The sequence below is a fragment of the Chryseobacterium sp. NRRL B-14798 genome (genome assembly GCF_050470705.1).
Taxonomy (GTDB): domain Bacteria; phylum Bacteroidota; class Bacteroidia; order Flavobacteriales; family Weeksellaceae; genus Chryseobacterium; species Chryseobacterium cupriresistens.
Genome location: NZ_JBFLUL010000005.1, coordinates 3,095,118 through 3,117,226 on the forward strand (window position 1 = coordinate 3,095,118; position 22,109 = coordinate 3,117,226).

The 22,109-nt window shown below is 41.0% G+C and carries 12 protein-coding genes; all 12 read right to left on the reverse strand.

Annotated elements, in window-relative coordinates:
- Nucleotides 1-14: 14 nt before the first annotated feature.
- A complete protein-coding gene (locus AB1278_RS14405; RefSeq protein WP_429815208.1) occupies nt 15-1,715 on the reverse strand; it encodes a ribulokinase in 1,701 nt (566 codons plus the stop codon).
- Between the two features lie 128 nt (nt 1,716-1,843).
- Entirely contained in the window at nt 1,844-3,832 is a 1,989-nt protein-coding gene (locus tag AB1278_RS14410) for an alpha-L-arabinofuranosidase C-terminal domain-containing protein (protein WP_429815211.1), read from the reverse strand.
- A 63-nt stretch (nt 3,833-3,895) separates the two neighbouring features.
- The gene (locus AB1278_RS14415) at nt 3,896-6,529 is read right to left on the reverse strand and encodes a beta-glucosidase H (protein WP_429815214.1); all 2,634 of its coding nucleotides are present in this window, start codon (nt 6,527-6,529) and stop codon (nt 3,896-3,898) included.
- Nucleotides 6,530-6,586: 57 nt separating this feature from the next.
- Nucleotides 6,587-6,799 (reverse strand): hypothetical protein, encoded by a 213-nt coding sequence (locus tag AB1278_RS14420; RefSeq protein WP_411413869.1) that lies wholly within the window; start codon nt 6,797-6,799, stop codon nt 6,587-6,589.
- Between the two features lie 237 nt (nt 6,800-7,036).
- Nucleotides 7,037-9,775, reverse strand: coding sequence for a T9SS type A sorting domain-containing protein (locus AB1278_RS14425; RefSeq protein ID WP_429815217.1), 2,739 nt, complete (start codon nt 9,773-9,775; stop codon nt 7,037-7,039).
- 268 nt (nt 9,776-10,043) lie between these two features.
- Nucleotides 10,044-12,566 carry a glycosyl hydrolase 115 family protein gene (locus tag AB1278_RS14430; RefSeq protein ID WP_395973232.1) on the reverse strand — a complete coding sequence of 841 codons (2,523 nt, stop codon included), beginning with the start codon at nt 12,564-12,566 and terminating at the stop codon, nt 10,044-10,046.
- Nucleotides 12,567-12,583: 17 nt separating this feature from the next.
- Nucleotides 12,584-13,804, reverse strand: a complete 1,221-nt coding sequence (locus tag AB1278_RS14435; protein WP_429815220.1) for an SGNH/GDSL hydrolase family protein — start codon at nt 13,802-13,804, stop codon at nt 12,584-12,586.
- A gap of 26 nt (nt 13,805-13,830) precedes the next feature.
- On the reverse strand, nt 13,831-15,768 hold the full coding sequence (locus tag AB1278_RS14440) for a glycoside hydrolase family 97 catalytic domain-containing protein (RefSeq protein ID WP_429815223.1): 1,938 nt from the start codon (nt 15,766-15,768) through the stop codon (nt 13,831-13,833).
- A gap of 2 nt (nt 15,769-15,770) precedes the next feature.
- Entirely contained in the window at nt 15,771-17,147 is a 1,377-nt protein-coding gene (locus AB1278_RS14445) for a glycoside hydrolase family 43 protein (protein ID WP_429815226.1), read from the reverse strand.
- Between the two features lie 8 nt (nt 17,148-17,155).
- Complete coding sequence (locus AB1278_RS14450; RefSeq protein ID WP_429815229.1) at nt 17,156-18,562, reverse strand: glycoside hydrolase family 43 protein; 1,407 nt, start codon at nt 18,560-18,562, stop codon at nt 17,156-17,158.
- Between the two features lie 13 nt (nt 18,563-18,575).
- Nucleotides 18,576-20,594, reverse strand: coding sequence for an NPCBM/NEW2 domain-containing protein (locus tag AB1278_RS14455; protein ID WP_429815232.1), 2,019 nt, complete (start codon nt 20,592-20,594; stop codon nt 18,576-18,578).
- Nucleotides 20,595-20,722: 128 nt separating this feature from the next.
- On the reverse strand, nt 20,723-22,096 hold the full coding sequence (locus AB1278_RS14460) for a glycoside hydrolase family 43 protein (RefSeq protein ID WP_429815235.1): 1,374 nt from the start codon (nt 22,094-22,096) through the stop codon (nt 20,723-20,725).
- Between the last annotated feature and the right edge of the window lie 13 nt (nt 22,097-22,109).

The following is a 22,109-nucleotide window of genomic DNA, read 5'->3' on the forward strand; positions in this document are numbered from 1 at the left end:
CAAAAGGTTAATATTCAGGAGTTCTGAAGTTCTTTCCTGTTGTTTTGCAGTCTGGTATTATATTCTACAAAATCAGCGAGTTTCTGGTATTGCTGCATTAGTTCTCTGTAATGCTGTACTTCTTCCGCTTTCGGCTGGTATTCCGCTTCAAATCTGGAGCCCATTTTCATGCTTGCTTCCTGTACGGTCGGATAAATTCCTGCTGATACAGCTGCATAAACAGCAGCTCCCAAAGCAGGAGTCTGGTCTGAAGCAGCTACTGCAATCGGCATATTCAAAACATTAGCGAGAGTCTGCATGATAAATGGCGATTTCCTTGCTACTCCACCGATTCCGATCACTTTATTGATTTTCACCCCTTCCTCCTCAAAACGGTCAACGATCTTTTTAGCTCCGAAACAAATGGCATTCACCAAAGCTTTGAAAATATGAGGAGCTTTTGTTCCCAGAGAAAGCTGACTAATTGCTGCCTTAAGTTGCTGGTCTGCATCCGGTGTTCTTCTTCCGTTTACCCAGTCCAATGCAATCGGAACACTATCTGAGAGAGGAATTTTTTCTGCTTCAAGGGTTAATTTTTTGATAAGTCCGGTCTCCATTTCTTCAGCAAGCTTTGTCTTCTGCTCCTCTGAAATACTTTCGGAATGCATCATCACCTGATGAACCGACCACATCAGAATATCTTTATACCATGCCAGAACATCTCCAAAGGCGGACTGCCCTGCTTCAAGCCCTATCAGTCCGGGAATCACAGAGCCATCAACCTGACCGCAGATTCCTTTTACGGTTGTATCCCCAATGGCTTCCTGTGAGGCTACCATAATGTCACAGGTGGAAGTTCCCATGATCCTGATCAGGGTATTTTCTTCCACCCTGGCTCCTACAGCTCCTGAATGGGCATCAAAAGTTCCTACCGTAATAATGGTTTTGGTGGTAAGACCGGTTTTTGCGGCCCATTCTTCATTCAGATAGCCGGCAGCTTCGTCTGAAGTATAGGTTTCCCTGTATAATCTTGCTCTGAGTGCTCCCAGAGAAGGATCAAGCCTGTTGAGGAATTCTTCGGAAGGCAGACCATCCCATGACTCATGCCACATGGCTTTGTGGCCAGCTGCACAACGGCTTCTTTTAAAGGTAGCCAGGTCTTTATGATCTGATAAAAGGAAAGTCAGATAATCACAGTGCTCCATCCAGCTATAAGCAGCATTTTTTACCCCTGCATCCACTCTGCTGATGTGCAGTATTTTGGCCCAGAACCATTCTGAGGAGTAAATACCGCCTTCATATTTTGTATAATCTTCTCCACCCCAGGTTCTTGCAAGGGTATTGATTTCTTCAGCTTCGCGGATAGCGGTATGGTCTTTCCATAAAACCATCATGGCATTCGGATTCTCTTCAAATCCCGGAACCAGTGCTAAGGCTACTCCATCACTTGTTACTGGTAACGGTGAAGAGCCTGTAGTATCAATGCAGATACTAACAATCTGCTCTGCCGGTATCCCGCTTTCTCTTACAACTTCTGAAATAGTTTTCTCCAGACCTTCAATATGATCTGAAGGATGCTGTCTGAAACTATTAGCTGAGGGATTACAGAATTTACCTTCTTTCCATCTTTGATAATAGCTGACTGAAGAAGTTATTTCAGAACCGTTTTCAGTGTCAATAAGAACGGCCCGTACGGAATCTGTACCGTAGTCCAGCCCGATAACATATTTTTTCATGGTGGTGAAACGTTTTTGATTATTGAGATTTTAAATTCTCCTGATGAGATAAAAACAAATATAAGATTCTATTTTAAATAAATGTAAAAAACACACTTATTTTTAACAAAATACTGTATATCAAATAATTAATTTATTTTTACCTTTAAAACAACTAAAGAATTGGCCGGAATTTCCGTTGAAATTTCCCCATTTTTGGCTTCAGAAATCTCTTCTTTAGGTTTTATGGGTTCAGCATCGAAACTATTTTCAGTAGAAAGCTGTGGTGCGGATAGAAGGATTTTGATTATTTTCTTACCTGTTTTCAAAGTTCCCGGTTTGATATTTACTGTTTTAGCCTGAGTATCAGTATTGACCATTTTAATAATAATCTCGTGAGTTTTCGCGTCTTTTACTGCTGTAGCGTATAATTTTTCCTGGCCAGATACTGCTTTTCCATTACTTTCTATTTTCAGTACATCCGTTCCTTTATTGTTGGAGAATAATTTCTGAACATAATAATTCGGTGTCGTGTAAGATTTCAGATTATTGAACCAGATGAGATCGGGTGTCCACTGCCAGCCGTCAGCATGGGCAAAAAGCGGTGCGTAAGAAGTCATATACACCACATCTGCATTTCTTTCAAGACCGGTCATAAAAGCGGCTTCTGAAAGAGCTGTTAACCAGTTATTTTTATTATCAGGCTTTACCACTCCTACAGACTGGGCTGCATATTCTCCGGCGAAGACTTTTGGCCCGGAACGGTCATAATGGTCATATCTTCCGGCATTTTTCATAAACCAGTCGGGTGAGTTGTAATAATGTTCATCTACAATCTGTGCGTTAAGCTGCTTCAGTTCTTTCCAGCCATATTCAAAGAACTCGCCGTCGGGTGATGGTCCGCTTCCGGAAATAATCTTAATGTCAGGATATTTTGTGTGAATGGCTTTTTCAAATACTTTATAGCGTTCGATATAATCCGCTCCCCACTGTTCATTTCCCACTCCGATAAATTTTAAATTAAAAGGCTTTGGATGCCCCATTTCAGTACGGATTTTACCCCATTTTGTTCCGGAACCTCCGTTGGCAAATTCAATCAGGTCAAGGGCATCCTGAATATAAGGATCCAGATCTTCCATTTTCACCAGCTCTGCGGTATTGAACTGACAGGCCATGCCACAGCTGAGAATAGGAACAGGTTCTGCGCCCAGATCTTCGGAAAGCTGGAAATATTCATAAAATCCTAACCCGAAAGACTGCCCGTAATCCGGTGTAAGCCTATGCGGAAATCCAGTACTCCATTTATTGATGAGATATTCACGGTCTGCCACATTTCCTATTGTTTTTTTCCACTGATACCGTTCTGCCAGAGTTCTTCCTTCTACAATACAGCCTCCCGGAAATCTCAAAAATCCGGGTTGTAAATCATATAGTTTCTGAACGAGATCTTTTCGTAATCCGCCTTTTCTGTCTTTCCAGGTATTTTGAGGGAAAAGTGAGATCATATCCATGTTGACAATGCCATTTCCGGTAAATGTAATCCGCAGTTTTGCTTTTTCTACGGTTTGTGGTGATTTGAAAACGGCTGTATACTTCTGCCATCCGTTTCTCTTTATAAGTGTGGAAACTGAAGAAATTTCCTTCCCATTTTCATCAACAAGACTTGCATTTACCGCAGCAACATTTCCTGAAACATTCTCCAGATCAAAAATGAAATCATATTGTTCTCCTTGATGAAGGCCTATTCCCCTGAATCCTTCATTCTCCAGAATATAATTTTTATCATTCAGAACGGTAATTCTCGCGTAATTCTTATTGGTTTTGGCAGGATCGGAATAAATGGTCAGAAATCCGGAATCCAGATTAGGAGAAAGGGTTTTTGTGTTGGGTTGTTTCCATCCTGTGAAAGGTTCGTCAAATTCAAAACTGCGGTTTTTAATCAGCTCCGCATACAATCCGCCATCAGCTGCAAAATTGATGTCTTCAAAGAAAATCCCGTACATGGTAGGTTGTATTTTAACAGGTGCCGGAGTTTCTTTCAGATCCAGATTAAAAGTACGGACTGTATTATTCTGAGCCGAAAAAAAAGCAGCACTAAGGGAAATCGCGATGGAAAGTATTTTATTTTTTGTTGTCATAGGTCATATATTTTTGAAAGCTATTGTAGGCTTGCAATGGTTTCAATTGTTCCGAATCAATTTTTATTTTACTGTTAACGGAATACTTTTCAACCCTGCATCATCAGAAGTTCCGCCGTAAAAAATGGTATACTCGCCGGGTTTTGAAACCAGATCATCTGCTTTTTCATCATAGAAGGCAAATGAGTCTTTGGAGAGGGTCAGCTCAATATTTTTTGTTTCTTTAGATTTGATTAAAGCTCTTTCAAAAGCCCTTAACGTTTTTACAGGTGCCTGGGCATCATTATTTCTTTTGATATAAATCTGAACGACTTCTTCACCATCCCTTTCTGAAATATTAGTTACCGGAATTGTGATCGTCACATTTTCGTTGGTATTGATCATATTTTTGCTGAGTTTTGAGTTTCCGTAAACAAATTTTGAATAGCTCAGGCCATGTCCAAACGGATAAAGAGGTTTTTCCGTCATATAACGGTAGGTTCTTCCCTGCATATCATAATTTTCAAATCCCTGATGCTTGCTTGTCTTTGAAAGGGAATTGTCCAGCTGTTCAATATTGTTATAAAAGGTAATGGGTAATTTTCCGGAAGGATTATAATCCCCTGCCAAAACATCTGCTACAGCCGTTCCTCCGGATTGCCCGCCATACCAGGCATTCAACAATGCATCATAATTTTTCTCATCCTGCTCCAATCCCAGCGCGCTTCCGGTGCAAAGAACAAAGACAACAGGTTTTCCGGTTTTTCTAAGCTCCGCCAACAGGTCCCGCTGAACTTTAGGAAGGGCAATGGAAGTTTTATCACCTCCTCTGAAGCCTTCTGCATTCACCATCATCTCTTCACCTTCCAGGCTTGGAGAAAGTCCGCCCGCAAAGACAATGACGTCTGCATTTTTCACCTTTTCTCTTACCGAAGCAAAATTAACAGGGTCTTTTCTGTAGACTTCAAAGCTGATGCTTACATATTTCCCTTTTTGTGTATGGCGAAGTTCTATCTGATATTCTTTTCCTTTCTCCATTTTTACAGGAAACTCTGAAGGATGTCTTGCGTCAGGTCCCTTTCTTGTTGCGATTTCTTTTCCGTCCACGAAAAGGGTATAGATATCGGAAGTGGAAGCAGAAAACACGACCTCTCCTGTATAGGTACTTTTGAAAATCCCTGAAATGATCGCTGAGGTATTTTCTCTTCCTACATTGGGTGCAAGATGGGTTCCTCCAAAGCTGTTGTAGCTGATGGCAGTAGAATTTACGGAAGTATTGGCCGGCTGCCCTTTGAATTCATTATTATTGAAAAACTCTACTTTCATTCCTTTTGCGCCGTTTTTCTGACTGATAAAATTCTGGTATAATGACGTTCTGGAAGAAGGATCTGTTACTTCGCTTCCTTTTTCGTAGATCATTTCAGCATTCGGGAATTTGGTTTTGATTCCTTCTAAAATCGTTACAATGGAAGAAGGGGTTCCATTATAGTTTCCTAACTGCATCAATCCGTCATCAGCGTTTGGTCCTACAACGGCAATTTTTTTAATATTTCTGCTGAGAGGCAGAATATTCTTTTCGTTTTTCATCAGCACAATTGACTTTTGTGCCATTTTCAGTGCCTGCTTTTTATGTTCTTCAGAATCGACTACAGAATACGGAATGGTATTCCAGTGAACGGAAGATTTCGGATCAAGCATTCCCAGTTCAAACCAGCCTTTCAGGATTCTGCGCATCGACGCATCAATATCTTTTTCGGTAATCAGTCCGCTTGCCAGAGATTTATTCAGATTGTTATAGGTATCTCCGCATTCCAGATCCGTGGAATGTTTCAGGGCATCTGCTGCGGTTGTTTTTTCGTCAGGATGGGTGCCGTGGTATTTTTTCTGAAAGAAATCGGCCAGTGCCCAGCAGTCTGAGACTACCATTCCGTCATACTTCCATTTTCCACGGAGGATTTCAGTAAGTAAAGTATTGTTTGCACAACATGGCTGCCCGTCAAAAGCATTGTAAGCACACATTACTTCTCTTACATTCCCTTCCTGAACCAATGCTTTAAAAGCTGGCAGATAGGTCTCATACAGATCTCTTTTTGAAATTTCTGCATTGTAGGAATGGCGGTTCCATTCCGGTCCGCTGTGTACTGCAAAATGTTTGGCACAAGCGTGGGTTTTAAAAAATTTCGGATCGTTTCCCTGCAGGCCTTTTACTGCTGCAACGCCCAGAACGGAGGTAAGATAAGGGTCTTCACCATAGGTTTCCTGGCCTCTTCCCCATCTTGGGTCACGGAAAATATTGATATTGGGTGTCCAGAAGGTAAGTCCTTCGTACCGCCCTGTTTTTTGGGCTTCATCAAAAGATCTGTTGTATTTTGCCCGTGCTTCATCAGAGATCATTTCAAAAGTTTTCAAATGCTCCGGAACATCCCATGTGGCCGCCATCCCGATTGCCTGAGGAAAAACTGTGGCTGTTCCTGCTCTGGCCACTCCGTGAAGTGCTTCATTCCACCATCCGTAGGCAGGAATTTCCAAACGGGGAACTGCCTGGGAGTTATCCATCATCATCCCAATCTTTTCTTCTGTTGTGAGTAAAGAAAGGAGATTCTCAATTCTTTCATTAACCGGAAGATCCGGGTTTCTGAATGGATATTTATAATGGCTCTGGGCAAAAAATAAAGGTGCTGCAAGCGTTGCACATAGGATTATTACAATTCTTTTCATAGGTATATGGTTTCAATAAAGTCCTAAGACTTTGTGGGTTCTGTAATTAATGATTTTCTAACCACAGATTTCACGGATTTTCACAGATGACTGCGCATATTTCTTTATAAGAATGGGGTTAGCAAAGTCCGAAAAATGGCTGTTGATTTTGTGATTAATCATTTTCAACCCACTGATTTCACGGATTTTCACTGATGACTGTGCATATTTCTTTATAAGAATGGGGTTAGCAAAGTCCGAAAAATGGTTGTTGATTTTGTGATTAATCATTTCAACCACTTATTTTACAGATTTTTACGGATAATTATGTTTTCATTCTTATTTTATACAAATTGCCAGTATTATTCAGCAACAATGCAATGAAAAACAAATATAACGTTCTATTTTAAATAAATGTAAATAATACACTTAAATTAATAGTAAATCCTACTTACTTTTGGTTTTCATCTACCAAATTGTAGAAATAAAGCCACCATAAGCAGTGCTCATGGTGGCTTTGGACTCAATTTACTCTTTGATAAATTTTTGTTTTACCACAATATTATTTTTTTGAGCAACCTCAATAAAGTAAATACCAGCCGGGAAATTCCCCACATTAATTTGGTTTTTCCCTGAATTTATTTTCAACCCGGTTCTGATAACACTTCCTCTAGCATCAAAAATAGTGGCCGCTGCTTCTGACAAATCAGAATCAATGAAAAGATCTGCTTTTACCGGATTAGGATATATTTTTATTCCCTCTTTTTTAGCTTCAGCAGAAATGTTTCTGGCACTTAACGATCCGAAGTTTAAAGGAAGAACATTGGCTGAATAAGCATTTTCTTCTGTAAGATAAGCTTTGAAAGATCCTATTGCAGGCTCACTTCCGGCAGTTATTTTATAGAAGCCTGTTACTCCGTTTTCTGTTTTCAGCACATAAGCATTGGCCGGAACTTTGATGCTCTGGTAAACTCCGTTCATCTGGTTGACCGTGATAGCTTTCGGGGTAGAAACATTTCCTGAACCATTGAAAGTAATATTTCCTGTCGCATTGATGATTACCGGAGTATTTGCGGGTATAATTCCGTTGGAAATTGGGGTACAGCCGATATTGCTTGCTCCAGGTGACATCGTATAAGCAGTAACTCCGGAAGGTATATTAGCCTGGAATGGTAAGATCAGGACGTCATAACCATTAAATATACGGCTGTAAGAAGCTGTATTGGCTGTGAAGTTAAACGGCACCTGAAAATCCATACCCTGACCGGAAAGGACAAGATTTGAGCATGTAGTACCAGAGATCACATTATTGGCAGATGAACTTACGTTTGAATTCACATAATAAATGCTGTTAGAGTTGGCACTCATAGGCTGCCAGTTATTGGAAGAAGTAACTCCTGCAGCATTTCTGAAGTCTACAGAAGTGTAGTAGCCATTTTCCAGGGCATCCATCAGATAGCTATCGCTTGCGGAATAGGTTCCTCCAAATTTTGAGGCAATTTCATTACCCACATTGAAATAAACATCGCCCAGATTAAGCGTAAGCACAGAACTGTAATTGGAATTTCTCAATCCTAAAATTCCTTTGCATCCGTCTGTAAGCACCTGTCTTGAAATATCTAATGTGATATCGAAGTTTCCTCCCTGCGGAAAATTAATCTTGCCGTAATTATATGATTTCGTTACTCCCTGGCTGTTGATATAGTATAAAGTCGTATTGTCTGAGTAACTTTGTCCCGCCGTTGTATAGCTATTTACATGCAGGATCAGCTTATTGTACCTGTCATTAAGCTGAAGATATCCGTTAGCCGCAGTCATATTATTACTGATAAGAGGGCTTGGATTAGAGAACGTCACCGTTGTATTGCTGATATTGAATCCCGTACCAAAAGCTGTACTGGTAGCAGTCTGGGCTTCAATTTTATTATAATGGATATCACCGCCTGTCATGAGAGAAGCAGGCCTGTCGCCGCTTTTATTAAAAACAAATGTCATGACACTGGAAGGGCTGATATCAGCAGTAGGCCGGAATGTTGCTGTACTCAAAGAAATAGGCGTGGTAACCATATTGGATTGCGTATTGGTCAGGATTTTTGTTCCCGAAGTCGTGTAAAAAGGCAGATCAACCTTCAAACTATAGGAGTTCTGAGAAGGATTAATGACCATAAGAACAACCTGATTGCCGTCCTGCGAAATATATGAAGAGCCTTGTAAAACTCCGGTTTTGTCATCCCATTTGGCTTCTATTCTCGTCTTTCCTGTTGTGTACTTGGCATAATGTGAAAGAATATAGCCTCTTTTGGTCATTAGGCCTGCGGTGGTTCCATAAGTTCCGTCACCCATTAACCCGTAATACCTTTTGGCAGAGTAATGAATCCAGGCATTGATATTTCCCAGTAATGCATTGTTGACGCTGCTGGCAAAAGTAAAAGCATCTGTATTCCAGCTGAAATCTCGTGCCGGCTGGGTGGATGAAGAGTTCCAGTTGATCAGATATTCTGTCTGCCAGATTTCTTTATTATAATTCTGGAATTGTTTGTAGGTAGACTGCATAAGCCCGTATTGATGCCCTCCATACACTTCAAAATTAGCCATTGCCGAAGGATCCAGCAAAGCACTGGCAAAATTATCCGTAAATCCCACACTTTCCGGGGCAATCACTTTACAATTGATGAGCTGCCCATAGTTCTTGATGAAAGTGGTAATTTGTGCAGGAGTCCAGATACATCCCTGATACTGAGCCATTTCATCCGGTTCATTCTGAATGGAGATATAATCAAGCTCTACTCCGTTGTTCTGAAGATAGGTTACAAAGCTGTTGAGATAAAGGGCATAATCCTGATAATTTTCCGGCTTTAAATATCCGATCTGCTGTACCCCATTGGCGTCAGTATACACTGCATTGACATGGTTATTGGTTTTCCAGGCTGCGGGCATTGTCCACGGCGAGGCAAAAATGGTAAGTCCCATAGATTTGGCAAGCTGTGCTGTAGCCAGTACAGAACTCCAGTTGTTACTGTTCTCGGGAATATACAATCTCATAATATTATATCCGCCTTCACTCGAAGCTCCCCAAAGTGTCTGAATCTCTGATGTAGACATATGATTATAGGCAAACTGGGGACTGCAGACAAATCCTCCGAACCCTTTTATTTTCTGATAAGATGTGTTCTTATCAATTTTTACAGTTGTAAGCTGCCCATACGCCAGACAGCTGAAAAACAAACATATAGAATGAATGCTGAGAAGATTTAAATTTTTTTTCATAATGGTTTAGTTTTAGATAGTCGTGATTTTGATTTTAACAATTAAAGTAAGGGCAATAGATTCCCCATCAAGACGGTTGATTTTCAAAAACCGTCAGGAAAGTACCCTGAATGATATCAGGCAGTGATCTGTTAAATAAAGTTGCTTACAAAATCATTCGCTGTTCTATCTCTTCATTCTCTGTGAGGGAACTGTATTTCAGATTGGAATGTGAATTAAGATTAGTGTTTCATAATTAAAATGTTGTTTGTGATCAGTATTTGGTCATTTAGTGAAGCATTTCGCTTTCAGGAGCTCCTAGGTAAGAGGGTATTAATCCTCCGGTGTTGATCAGGAGTTTTTCAAGGACAATGCCGGGTTCGAGCACTCTGAAGCGTAACGTGTGTTTTCCAGCCTGCTGAACCGAATGCTTTGTAATAGATTTAATAATATGTTCGGACTGCCATCTTCCCAATTCTCCTTTGTAATGGCCGTTGAAGTTGACAATTTGCGGAGTTTCGTTGTCAAAAGAAATCTCATAACGCAATCCTTTATTATGATTAAAATTTAAAGTCGGAGCTAATAATAACTGGACTTCAAACTCCCCTTTTGATTCAAAATTGATATCATATTCCAGCCAGATATTTTCATCGCTTTTAGGATATGCATTCTGTGGAAATGTTGTCACTCCTGATTTTGTTTTTCCAAAATCAGGAATCACTTCCCAATGGATTCGATCAGAATTGCTAGTTCTTGCAAAATTTTCTGCTTCAATGGAAACATAGCCGTTTTTCTCCTGAAATATTTTTTCTTTGGGAACCTCGGCTTCAGAAATATAGGTAACTTCAGGCATTATATTTTCTTTTCCGTCTGCCCAGCTTTTATATCCTATCCTCATTTGATCCATCATATGCTTCCATTTCCCGCCGGCAATCACATTATTGTATTGATTATCCAGATAAGCATTTCTTTCAAAACATGTCTTCACTTTATCTGCGTAGAAATTGGCTTCAGGATCTTTTTTTGCTGCCAGTTCCCTGTTTTTTGCTACCGCATAGTACATTTCGTATAAATTACTGCATGCATCAATCGGGTACAGAACCAACTGATAATATGCACCTTGGTATTCTGCAGGAATCTGTTCTTTTAACCGTAAAGCTTCTACAGCCAATGCTCTGTAATCATTTAAGACCGTTTCAAATTCATGGTAATTCTCTAGGCTGTACGTTTTGCTGTCAAGCGTTTCAGGAGTTACTCTTCTGTTGTATTTGGCATACAGATTAATCATCCTCGCAATTTCCGTAGCGTGTTTTGCATCAAACTGCTGAGAAGCCCATTTCACAGTATATTCCAAAAGGTTTTTAGCATTAAACTGCTTCGGATTCCAGGCCATTTCCAGAAAAAAGCTGATCGGAAATTCCATCGGTTTTAAATCTCCTACATTCACGACCCAAAGCTTATCTACTTTATGTTCATACGAAAGGTTCATCTGTTCCCAGACTCTCTGGATGGGGCTTATATTGATCCATTTTGAATTTCTTGGTCCGCCTACATAATCAAAGTGGTAATAGATTCCATAACCTCCTCTATGCAAAGGTTTTGAAAGATCAGGGAGCTTTCTTACATTTCCCCAGTTATCATCACAGAAAAGCAGGATTACATCATCCGGAACCCTCATTCCTTTATCATAATAGTCCTGAACTTCTTTATACAATGCCCAGACCTGAGGTGTTTTCTCCGCTTTTTTACCTGTAACATCTGCAATAATTTTACGCTGATCTTTTACAATTTTCTCGAGCAGGGAAATATTGGTTCCCTCTCCCATCGCTTCGTCGCCGTCACCCCGCATTCCCACTGTAACAAGCTTTTCCCAGTTCTTACTTCTTTCGAGTCCGGATTTCCAGAACTTTTGTAAAACGTCCGCATTTTTAGCATAATCCCAGACATTCGGGAGGTTATTTTTTTTGATATACCTGTGCCAGTCGGTTTGTGCCAAAGCCATAGGTTCATGGTGGGAAGTTCCCATGACTATACCCATTTCATTGGCTAATGGTCCGCTTAGAGGATCGTCATCATAGAATGCTTTCCCCCACATTGCCGGCCAGATATAGTTTCCCTTAAGACGCAGGATCAGCTCAAAAACTTTTTCGTAAAATTTAGAATTAACTCCGCCAAAAGTTGCTCTTGCCCAGCCTCCCAATGAAGGTTCTTCATCGTTAAGGAAAATACCGCGATACTCTACAGCAGGCTCACCATCGGTATAGATTCCTTTTTTAAAGTATACATTATCTTTTTTCTCAACCGGAACGTCAGCCCAATAATACCATGGTGAAACACCTATCTGCTTAGACATTTCATAAATTCCATAAATTGTTCCCCTTTTATCACTACCTGCAATCACAATGGCTTCGGAAACGCCCGGAAAAGGATTGCTGATATTCTGAATGATATATTTTTCCCTTTTCCCTGTTAATGCTTTTCCATCCAGCTTTTTTTGCCTGATCAAAGCATCAATGGTTTTGCTTTTACCTGCTTCACCAATAATGATGACTATTCCGTTCATAACGGAATTTTGTGAAATAAGCTCAGGCTGAACACCGGTTACTTTTTGAAAATCGGATTGAAGATTCGCAACGGCACGCAGAATTCCTTTGTCCGAATCGCTGTCTGAAAACAGTGTCAAACCTGAATTGCGCTCTTTCAATACCATCGAATTTTCTGTCTTAGCAAAAGAAATAAATGGTTCGGTTGCTTTTACAAAAAATATAAACAACAACGTAAGAAACAGCGAAATGTTTTTTGTAAAATTCATACTATATCTTTTTGATTTTAATTTTTAAATAAGTTCATATCCACAAATTCTCCCATTCTTCTGTAGCCGGATTCATTGGGATGAAGAAAATCTTGGTCGTGCATATCGTTTAAGATGACTTCCGGATTTTCACTTTGCATTTGTTTTGCAAAATCTATGACGGCATCAAACTTCCCGCTGTTCCTGATCCATTCGTTTACTTTTTTCCAGGCCTCGATACGGAAAGGTTTGTCGTAGAATGACTTTCCGAAAGGAAGAATTGTTGCTCCGTACACTTTGATTCCGTTAGCATGTGCCTTATCGATCATCATCTGGTAAGCGGCAATCAGTTCTTCTGCTCTTTTGGAAGCGTCATCAGGATCTCTTGTTCCTCCCAGATCATTCACTCCTTCCAGAATGATCAACCATTTTACGCCCTGCTGATTGAGGATATTATAATCGAAACGGTCTAATGCCGTAGGGCCTAAGCCACCGCGCACCACACAATTCCCTCCAATCCCGAAATTAAGAACACTTACATTCCCGGTAGAAGGATTCGCCAGTAACCGCTGCGAAAAAATATCCGGCCAGCGATTCTGTCTGTTGGTTCCCGATCCTCTTCCGTCGGTAATAGAATTTCCCATAATAGCCACCGCATACGAAGGTTCACCGGTCTTTACATCGATGTTAAAAAGCGAATACCAATGATCTGTTTTTACAGGATTTTTAAATACCGCAGCATTGGCCTGCTCACCTTTAACTATAAAAGAGGTTGTTCTTGAACCCGGATGTCCGGTGACAGATTGGGTTACTTTTGCATAGGAAATGGTAATGGCCAGCAATGAATTAGACTTCAGGTTAAAGTTCACTTCATCAGAATAAATATCAGATCCGGGAGCAATTTTAAAATTGTTTTTATTCTCAAACGTTAATGATCTGATGGTAGCTGCATCCACATTGCTGCTATCGGACGGCACAGCAATAGAAACGGCTTTTACCGCCAGACTATCCATAGAATATTTGTTGGAAAAACGTAACCGCAATTTTTTCCCACCTACAGATACACGCACAATCTGACGCAGGGTATTCCCCGAAAGCCCCGGTTCCGGCGGAAGGTTTTTAGGTTCTACCAATTGGGGAGCCGTTGCCCAGGTAGTGAGCCACTGATCTTTGGATGACTGCTTTTCCAGTCTCCGGGAGGAAGTGCAGGAAACCAAAAATCCCGAAATGATAAAGATGTATAAGTTTTTGAAGCACATTTTTTCTGTTTTTTCTTTATCAATTTTTAATTTCTTACTATAAATCCTCCGTTCGGCTGAATTTCAATCGTAAAGTCCCCTTTTTCATTTACTTTCACTTCTTTTTCTGATGAATTTCCCTGTGCATCATCATTAATGAATCTAACTGTTTTCCCGGCGAACATCGGCAATTTTATTTTCAGTTTCCGGGATTGTTTTTCAGCATTTACACCAGCAACATACCATTGATCCGCATGTCTTCTCGCAACTACAGCATATTTCCCGGGATAGCCGTCTATGAAAACTGTTTCATCCCAAAGTGTCGGAACTTCTTTCATAAAGCTGAGCTGAAATTCCGGAGCATCGGTAAGATTGTTCGGCATGATGCCAAACATCTGAACGGGATTCTGAAACAGGACTGCTGTAGCCAGCTGAAAGCCATCTGTGGTATGCCTTTTATTTTTGTCTCTGTTGGATTCCGTTAAATATGTATTGAGGAAAGTACCTCCGAATTCCATACTTCCCACTGTATTTCTGATGAAAGGATGAAGTGTGGCAAAAAAAGCTTCCTGTTTCCGTACATCTTCTGAGAAATAGAGCATTTCTGAGGCAAGAACAGCCTCGCTTCCTGCATAATTCGGATACATTACTTCCCAGCCTCTCGGTAAAGTAGCTCCATGGAAAATAATGGTTAGTCCAAAATCGTTGGCATCTGACAGAATATCTTCGTAAAGACGCATGGTTTCCTGTTTGTCTCCTCCGAAGAAATCCACTTTCAGTCCTTTTACGCCTGCTTCTTTCAGCCATTTCATTTCCTTTTTCCGTTCAACGGATGAACTCATTTTGTTTCTCGGTCCCATCGGTGCATCATTGGCTGCTCCATTGGAATTATACCAAAGCAATACCCCGACATTTTTCGATTTTGCATATTGAATAAGCTCTCTCATACGGTCTTTCCCTATATTTTTATCCCAAAGCGCATCAATAAGAATAAACTGATATTTCAGCGCCGCAGCAAGGTCTATGAATTTCATCTGATCATCATAGTTCATACTGTTATCCTGCCAAAGAATCCAGCTCCAGGTAGATTTTCCGAACTGATACTCCTGTGAAGGCTCATACATCGGATCTACCACATCAAAAGGAATGGTAGTTTCTACGATGGGTTTCAGGGAGCTGCCTACTGTAATTGTTCTCCACGGTGTCTTTCCGGGAAGAGAAACAGCTGCTCCGGTACTTCCGAAGCCGTTATTTTCAGCAATGTTCGGATAAGCGACTTTGTAAAGGCTTTTTTCTGCTGTGGTTTCAAGGTGTGAGGCACAATATGTACTGTTCACTCCTGTCTCAGAAAGTAATACCCAGCCTTCATTTCCGATATGGAACAGACCCGGGAAAACATAGCCGTAATCAGACGATATTCCCAGCTCAGCATCAGCTTTATATCCACTTTCATAACTTGGTGCCGTGCGTGCAAAGCCTGTCATCGGCTTCATCATAGGTGAAAGAAAAGTAGTGGTTTGTGACGGGAATCTGTATCCTGTAGTTTCTGACTGTACCACAACACTCAGCCGTTCTTTCATTGGTGGAATATTATAGCGGAAAGCAATATTGTTGTTGCTGACCTGAAATTCAATGCCTATCCCATGCTGATCTGTATTGATGAAATTAACCGATAAAGTATTGGCTTTGTAATCAATCTCAGATTTTTTGATTTTTTCGTTTGTATATTTCTTAGAAATGCTATCTTTTTTGCTGTCCACAAATTTCAGATTCTTTGAAAAATCGGACTCATTGGTTACCAAACCCAGCGGGGATTTTTCAAGCATTGTTTTTCCCTGAAGGATAACATTATACAAGGCTTTTCCCTCTTCTGAAAAAACCTGAAGCTTCAGGTGTCCATCCGGGCTTGAAATTTCGGCTACCTGCGCAAAGCTTTTGCTGATCAGGAACAGGCTGAATATGATATATAAAACTTTTTTTCTCATAATTAATTATTTTCAAGAAACGTCCAGTAATCGAAATACATAATATCTGTTGAGGCTTTTCCATTGAATACAAAGTACAGATCATGAATGCCGGTAATCTTTTCAGTAAGCTGAACTTTTACGGTTTCCCAGCGGTCATCCCCGCCCGTCAGCGGAACCTTTACCGTTGCGGCAACCGGGCCGTTCATTGCATCCAGATGAATGGTCATTGTTACTTCACTGTTATGGGTCGTTCCTACTCTTGCAGAGAAAGCACCAGCTCCTTTTTTCCGGAAGTCCACATTCTTTACACTGGTATACGCTCCATTTTTCTTTGCTTTGATGAAAACACCAGCCTCTTTATTCTGATAGGATTTTACATTTTCCGACCATGCAATCATTTCTGCCTGATTAAACGAATAAGGATTAACTGCTGCGATAGCTTTTGTAATTCCATTAGTCATTTTAAATGGCGAAATAGAACCGTCTTTATTGAATGTAAGCTCTTCCAGACTTACCGATCTTGTAAACCCGCTTCCGCCCGGCAATGCCCCATTGTGATAAAAGAAATACGTTTTCCCGCGGAAATCAATAACACCGGGATGATTGGTGAATGACTTCCCTTCTGTAGGCATCACAATTCCTCCATATTTCCAGGGGCCCTGTGCTGTTTTACCTGTAGAATATCCTATGAATTCAGGAAGCGGACCGCCCGGCCAGAAAAGATAATACAGGTTTTTTCTTTTGTACAGCCATGGGCCTTCTTCGTATTTTGCAGGTCTTTCCGGGTTAGGTTTGCCATCCCTTTTTCCAAATGATTCTTCGGTCATCGGAACTTCTGTAATATTCCCGGAATAGGAGATCATATCTTCATTCAGCTTTACGTATTTAAGCTTAGGATTTCCCCAGTACATATGGGCCTGTCCGTCATCATCCACAAAAACGGTTGGATCAATATCTCCCCATTCGCTCTGAACAAGAGGTTTTCCCAGCGGATCATGAAAAGGCCCCAACGGACTGTCGCCAACAGCAACCCCTATAGCGCCTTTGTTATTGGTTTTGGACCACATCGGAACGTATAAAAAAAACTTTCCGTTTCTTTCTACACATTGTGCGGCCCAGGCATCGCGTTTCGCCCAGTCGAAATCTTTATACGAGAGAATTGTTCCGTGATCTGTCCAGTTCACCATATCATTGGTGGAATACACTTTCCAGTCGTTCATGGTAAACCAGGTGGAATTGTCTTCATCGTGTGTGGTGTACACATACAGCCTGTCATTGTAGACCATCGGTGCAGGGTCTGCAGTATAATTGGTCTGAATAATAGGGTTCTGCGCTGATAAGCCTTCGGAAAAACCTATCAGACAAAGCCCCAGTATATATTGTATTGTATTTTTCATAGTCAGTTTTATTTTTTCTGAAAGCTCCAGTAATCGAAATTAAATAACTTTCTTCCTGCCGTAATATTTTTGCCCTGGAACACAAAGTATACATCGTGAACACCGGAAACAGATTCTGAAATTTTTGAGGTCAGGGTTTTGAACTCTTCCCAGCCACCGGTTCTCGGAATCTCAATCTGGGCTATTTTCGGTCCTTTAACATCATCCAGATGAACTTCCAGAATACCACCATCGATTCCTGCTGCAACGGAAGCTGAAAATGCAGAAGCCCCTTTTTCAAAATCCACCGAACGTACTTTGATATAGCCTCCCGCTCTGGCATCGGAGACATATACTCCGGTTTTCCTGCTTTCGGAAGTGCTGCATTTTTCCGACCATGCCATGGTTTCTGCTTCAGTTCTCTGGTATGGATTTAAGGTTCTTGCCGGAGATACGCCTTCTTTGGTCATGCTGATCTTCGGAATAGTCCCGTCAGCATTATATCTGAATTCTTCTACAGCAGTTGAGCGTCCGTAGCTTCCTCCGACCGGCAATAAGCCGGTATGGTAAAACAGGTAGGACTTTCCTTTGAAATCGATAATTCCGCCATGGTTGGTAAAGCTGTTAGTAGGCTGGTCGGTCATTATTTTCCCCTGATATTTCCACGGCCCGGTTGGCGATGGGCTGGTTGAATAGGATAAACATTCTGTTCTTCCGGTCATTCCGGCGTACATCATATAATATTGATTGTTTCGCTTGTAAAGCCATGGTCCTTCTACATATACATCATCAAATTTTTCCTGCTTTTGCAGAACTTCATCAGCTTTTCCAGGACGTCTCAGTCCACCGAAAGCTTCCACCGATTGTGGAATTTCTGTGATTTTCCCCTGATAGGAAGTCATATCTTTATTGAGTTTCACATAAAATAATTTACTGTTTCCCCAATACAGATAAGCCTGTCCGTCATCATCTATAAAAACCGTCGGGTCAATATTATCCCAGGTTCCGGTTGAAATCAGAGGTTTTCCCAAAGCATCTCTGAAAGGCCCTGTAGGACTGTCAGACACCGCAACCCCAATAGCCATATTGTTGTCAACAGTCTGTACACAGATATACCAGTAGAATTTACCGTTTCTTTCAATACACTGTGCTGCCCAGGCTCTGTCCCGCGCCCAGCTGAAAGACTCTAAAGAAATAGGCGAACCATGGTCTGTATAATTGACCATATCTTCCGTGGAATACACCCGCCATTTGGTCATCGTATAAAAATCAAATCCCGGCTGATCATCCCCTGTATAAACATATATTTTCCCTTTATAGACCATGGGAGCCGGATCTGGTGTAAAATGGGTCTGAATAACCGGATTCTGCGCAGAAATACCAATCCCTGCCAACAGAAAAGAAAGTGTGATATATTTTAAGTTTCGTTGATTCATATCTTAATCTTATTTATTTGAGTGAAATGAATTTATAATAAGCAACACCATGTGCCGGAATATCCAATGGAAGACTTTTTTTGTCTGTGTTGATTTCTGCAATATTCTTCTGTCTCCAAAGGTCCCGCACCGTCTGAACACCGGAAATTCCTAATTTTTTGAAATCTTGATATGACAGCTTTACTTTTTCTCTTCCGAAATTGGCAAAAGCTACCGCTTTGCTTCCGTCTTCCAATTCTTTGACATAAATTCTAAGTTCGCCGATGGTCTGTAAACAAACACCCTGTTTTCCCAAAGCATCCTGATTGACGGCGATAACCTCATCATTCGTCAGAAGGTTTAAGGTAAAATCATCCAGTTTCTCAAGATCACAGCCAATCAGCAACGGGGCTGAAAAAATGCTCCACAGACTCATATGAAGATACTGTTCATCAGACTTCAACCGGCTCTGATGTGGATTTCCCCAGCCGACAACGCCAACAACCAGCATATCCGGATCGTTCCGGTTTCCGGGTTTCGCAAAAGGAGCCGCTTTATCCTGAGCAAGAGCAATATTCTTTACGCTTGACCAGGTATCTGTAATATCGTTGGTGGTACGCCAGGATTGTGCATTGACCTCATCACCCCACTTCCACACATCGCCCATTCCATATTGGCAGAGGTTGTACACGATGTCTCTTGGCTGCTGCTTCAAAAGGCTTCCCATCAGTTTGAACGGTTTTACACCTTTATCCGGATCTCCGCCACCCTGAAAAGCAAGAGAAGGAACTTTATCGGGATCATTATCCGGCAGCCCGTCAATCACTCCACCATAACTGCACCAATCGTATTTAAGGTAATCAACGCCCCATTTGGTATAGCTTTCAGCATCCTGTTTTTCGTAACCGTAGCTTCCGGCACATCCGCCACAGGTCCATGGACCGGGGGAAGAGTAAATTCCCATTTTCAGGCCATTGCCATGAATGTAATCTGCAAGGCCTTTCATATCGGGAAATTTGGAATTGGTCAGGATATAACCGTTTTCATCACGCATTTTTCCCTGGAATGAAGGGTCTTTTCCATCCCTGTTATACTGCCAGGAATCATCGATATTGATATAATTCCATCCGTGATTGATTAATCCTGACTTTATAAGGGCATCTGCAGCACGTTTCACTTTGTCGGCAGAAACTTCATGCCCGAAGCAGTTCCAGCTATTCCAGCCCATTGTAGGCGTGAGGGCGATTCTGTCTCCACATTCTATTTTTAATTTTTTTGAAGCTGAACCTTTTGCATTCTTAGCATTCAAAGTCACTTCATAACTTCCTTTAGAATCTATTTTTCCAGTGATGATTCCGGTCTGTGAATCTATTGTTAAACCTTTCGGAAGGTTTTTCGCCGTAAAAGTCATTGGTCTGTCGCCCGTTGCTGCAATCCTGAACAAAAAAGGTGAGCCAGGACGAATTCCGTAAACGCCTGCTGAATTAATTTTTGGAGTTGCCGCAGGTTTTGGCGTCAAAATATAAGGTACTGACGAAATCGGGTTAAATGTTGTCAGTTTTGCACCGCCTGCTGTTTCAAACTTAGCATCTGCCCAATCAGCGTGGTCATAATAAGGTCCGTTTCCACCGTCTGTTACGACTAATTCTAATTGTTTTACACCTTTCAGCGAAACGGAAACAGGCTTTGCTTTATCGCCTAATTTCATTACCCCGCTAGACCAAAGTTTTTTGTTGTCGCCGTAAATTTCAAATTCGGCAGTGGGATTTTGACCTTTGATTTCATCATCCATTCCCACCATTGCGGTAAAGCTTTTTGCTTTCCCGTTTAATCTAATCAACAAAGAACTTTCAGCGTGAGTTCCAAAGCCTCTTTTGAAAACTTCGCCGGCAATGGTCAGTTTTTTGCCATCCACAGAAGTATTAACTCCCGGCTTTCCGTGCCCTTGAGTAGCCACACTCAAATCTAGCTTATCCAGCCAAACGGTTGACTGTGCATTAAAACAGTACCCGGCAATTAAAAAACTGAAAATAAAGACTTTAAATCTGAACATTTTTAAAATTGTAACTGATATATTAATATAACTCATAACAATGACTTAAGTTTTGGCTAAAGCCAATTGTATTCTTTCTTTATAAAATGGGCTAAAGCCCATTCCTATTGATATTCCTGAATCCAGCTTTAATTTTCATTAAACTTCCACCAATCGAAATAGAAAAGATCTCTATCTCCTCTGAATACGAAGTACAGATCATGAATACCTGTAAAAGTTTTAACAGGTGTTTTAATGGTTTTGAAAATGTCGCCTTCTGCTTTTCCTGTTACTTTTACAATTCCTAAAACCGGCCCGTCGACCGCATCAGCATGAATTTCTATATTTCCTCCATACAATGCTGCTACTGAAACTTCTATCGTTTGAGCTCCTTTAGAAAAATCCACACCCTGAACCTTTAGATAATCTCCATTGTTGATGGATGAAACCACCATTCTATCGGTGATTCTTTTGCCTGTATCATAAGGATTATTTCTTTCCCACTCGGTCATTTTCTCGGTTTTCAAACCTTCACTAAATGCGATAGTTTCTGCTTCTACTTTATTGTAGGGATTGAGGGCAGCAATTCTTTTTACGCCTTCAGAATTCCAAAAAGGTAATTTCCGGATAGTCCCGTCAGCATTGTATTTCATTTCGCTTACACAAACCGAACGGCGTTCGTAATGTTTGCTCATCGTCTGTTTCCCGATATTATAATTGAATCCGAAAACATAAGTTTTCCCTTTATAATCAATAATTCCCGGATGGTTTCCGTTGGAACGTTTGTCACTGTCCATAATCATTCCTTTGAATTCCCAGGGTCCGGTTGGAGATTTTCCCATTGCGTAGCCAATTCCTTCAGGACAGCAGGTTGATGCATAAGCCAGATAATAATTGTTCTTTTTCTTCCAGACCCAAGGTCCTTCCTGGTAATGAAACGGATCCGGAGAACCTTTCACTTTAGCTATTGAAGGATCTTTTACGACGTCTCCATTGACAGAAATCATATCTTCGTTCAGCTTAACGTACCAAAGATTAGGGTTCCCCCAATAAAGATACGCCTGCCCGTCGTCGTCAATCAGAACGGTTGGATCTATATCATCACCTGAATTTTTCACCAAAGGCTTTCCTATGGGATCTTTGAATGGGCCATACGGACTGTCGGCCACTAAAACCCCGATCCCTCTTTGTCCTGGCATCGGGCAATACATATAAAACTTACCGTTTCTTTCGATCACCTGCGGGGCCCAGGCTCCGTTTTCAGGATCGGTCCATTTGAAATCTTTTAAAGAAGCCACTATTCCATGATCAGTCCAATTGACCATATCAACAGAAGTGTAAAGCAGCCAGTTTTTCATTTTAAAACCAAACGCATCATCTTCGTCATGGCTGGTGTAAAGAAAAACCGTGTCTCTGTAAACCATTGGTGCCGGGTCGGCAGTGAATTTGGTCTGGATGATCGGATTTTGGCCAAAACAAACCTGGAAAAACCCTAATGCTATTATTAAACTTAAATTTTTCATATTCAATATTTTA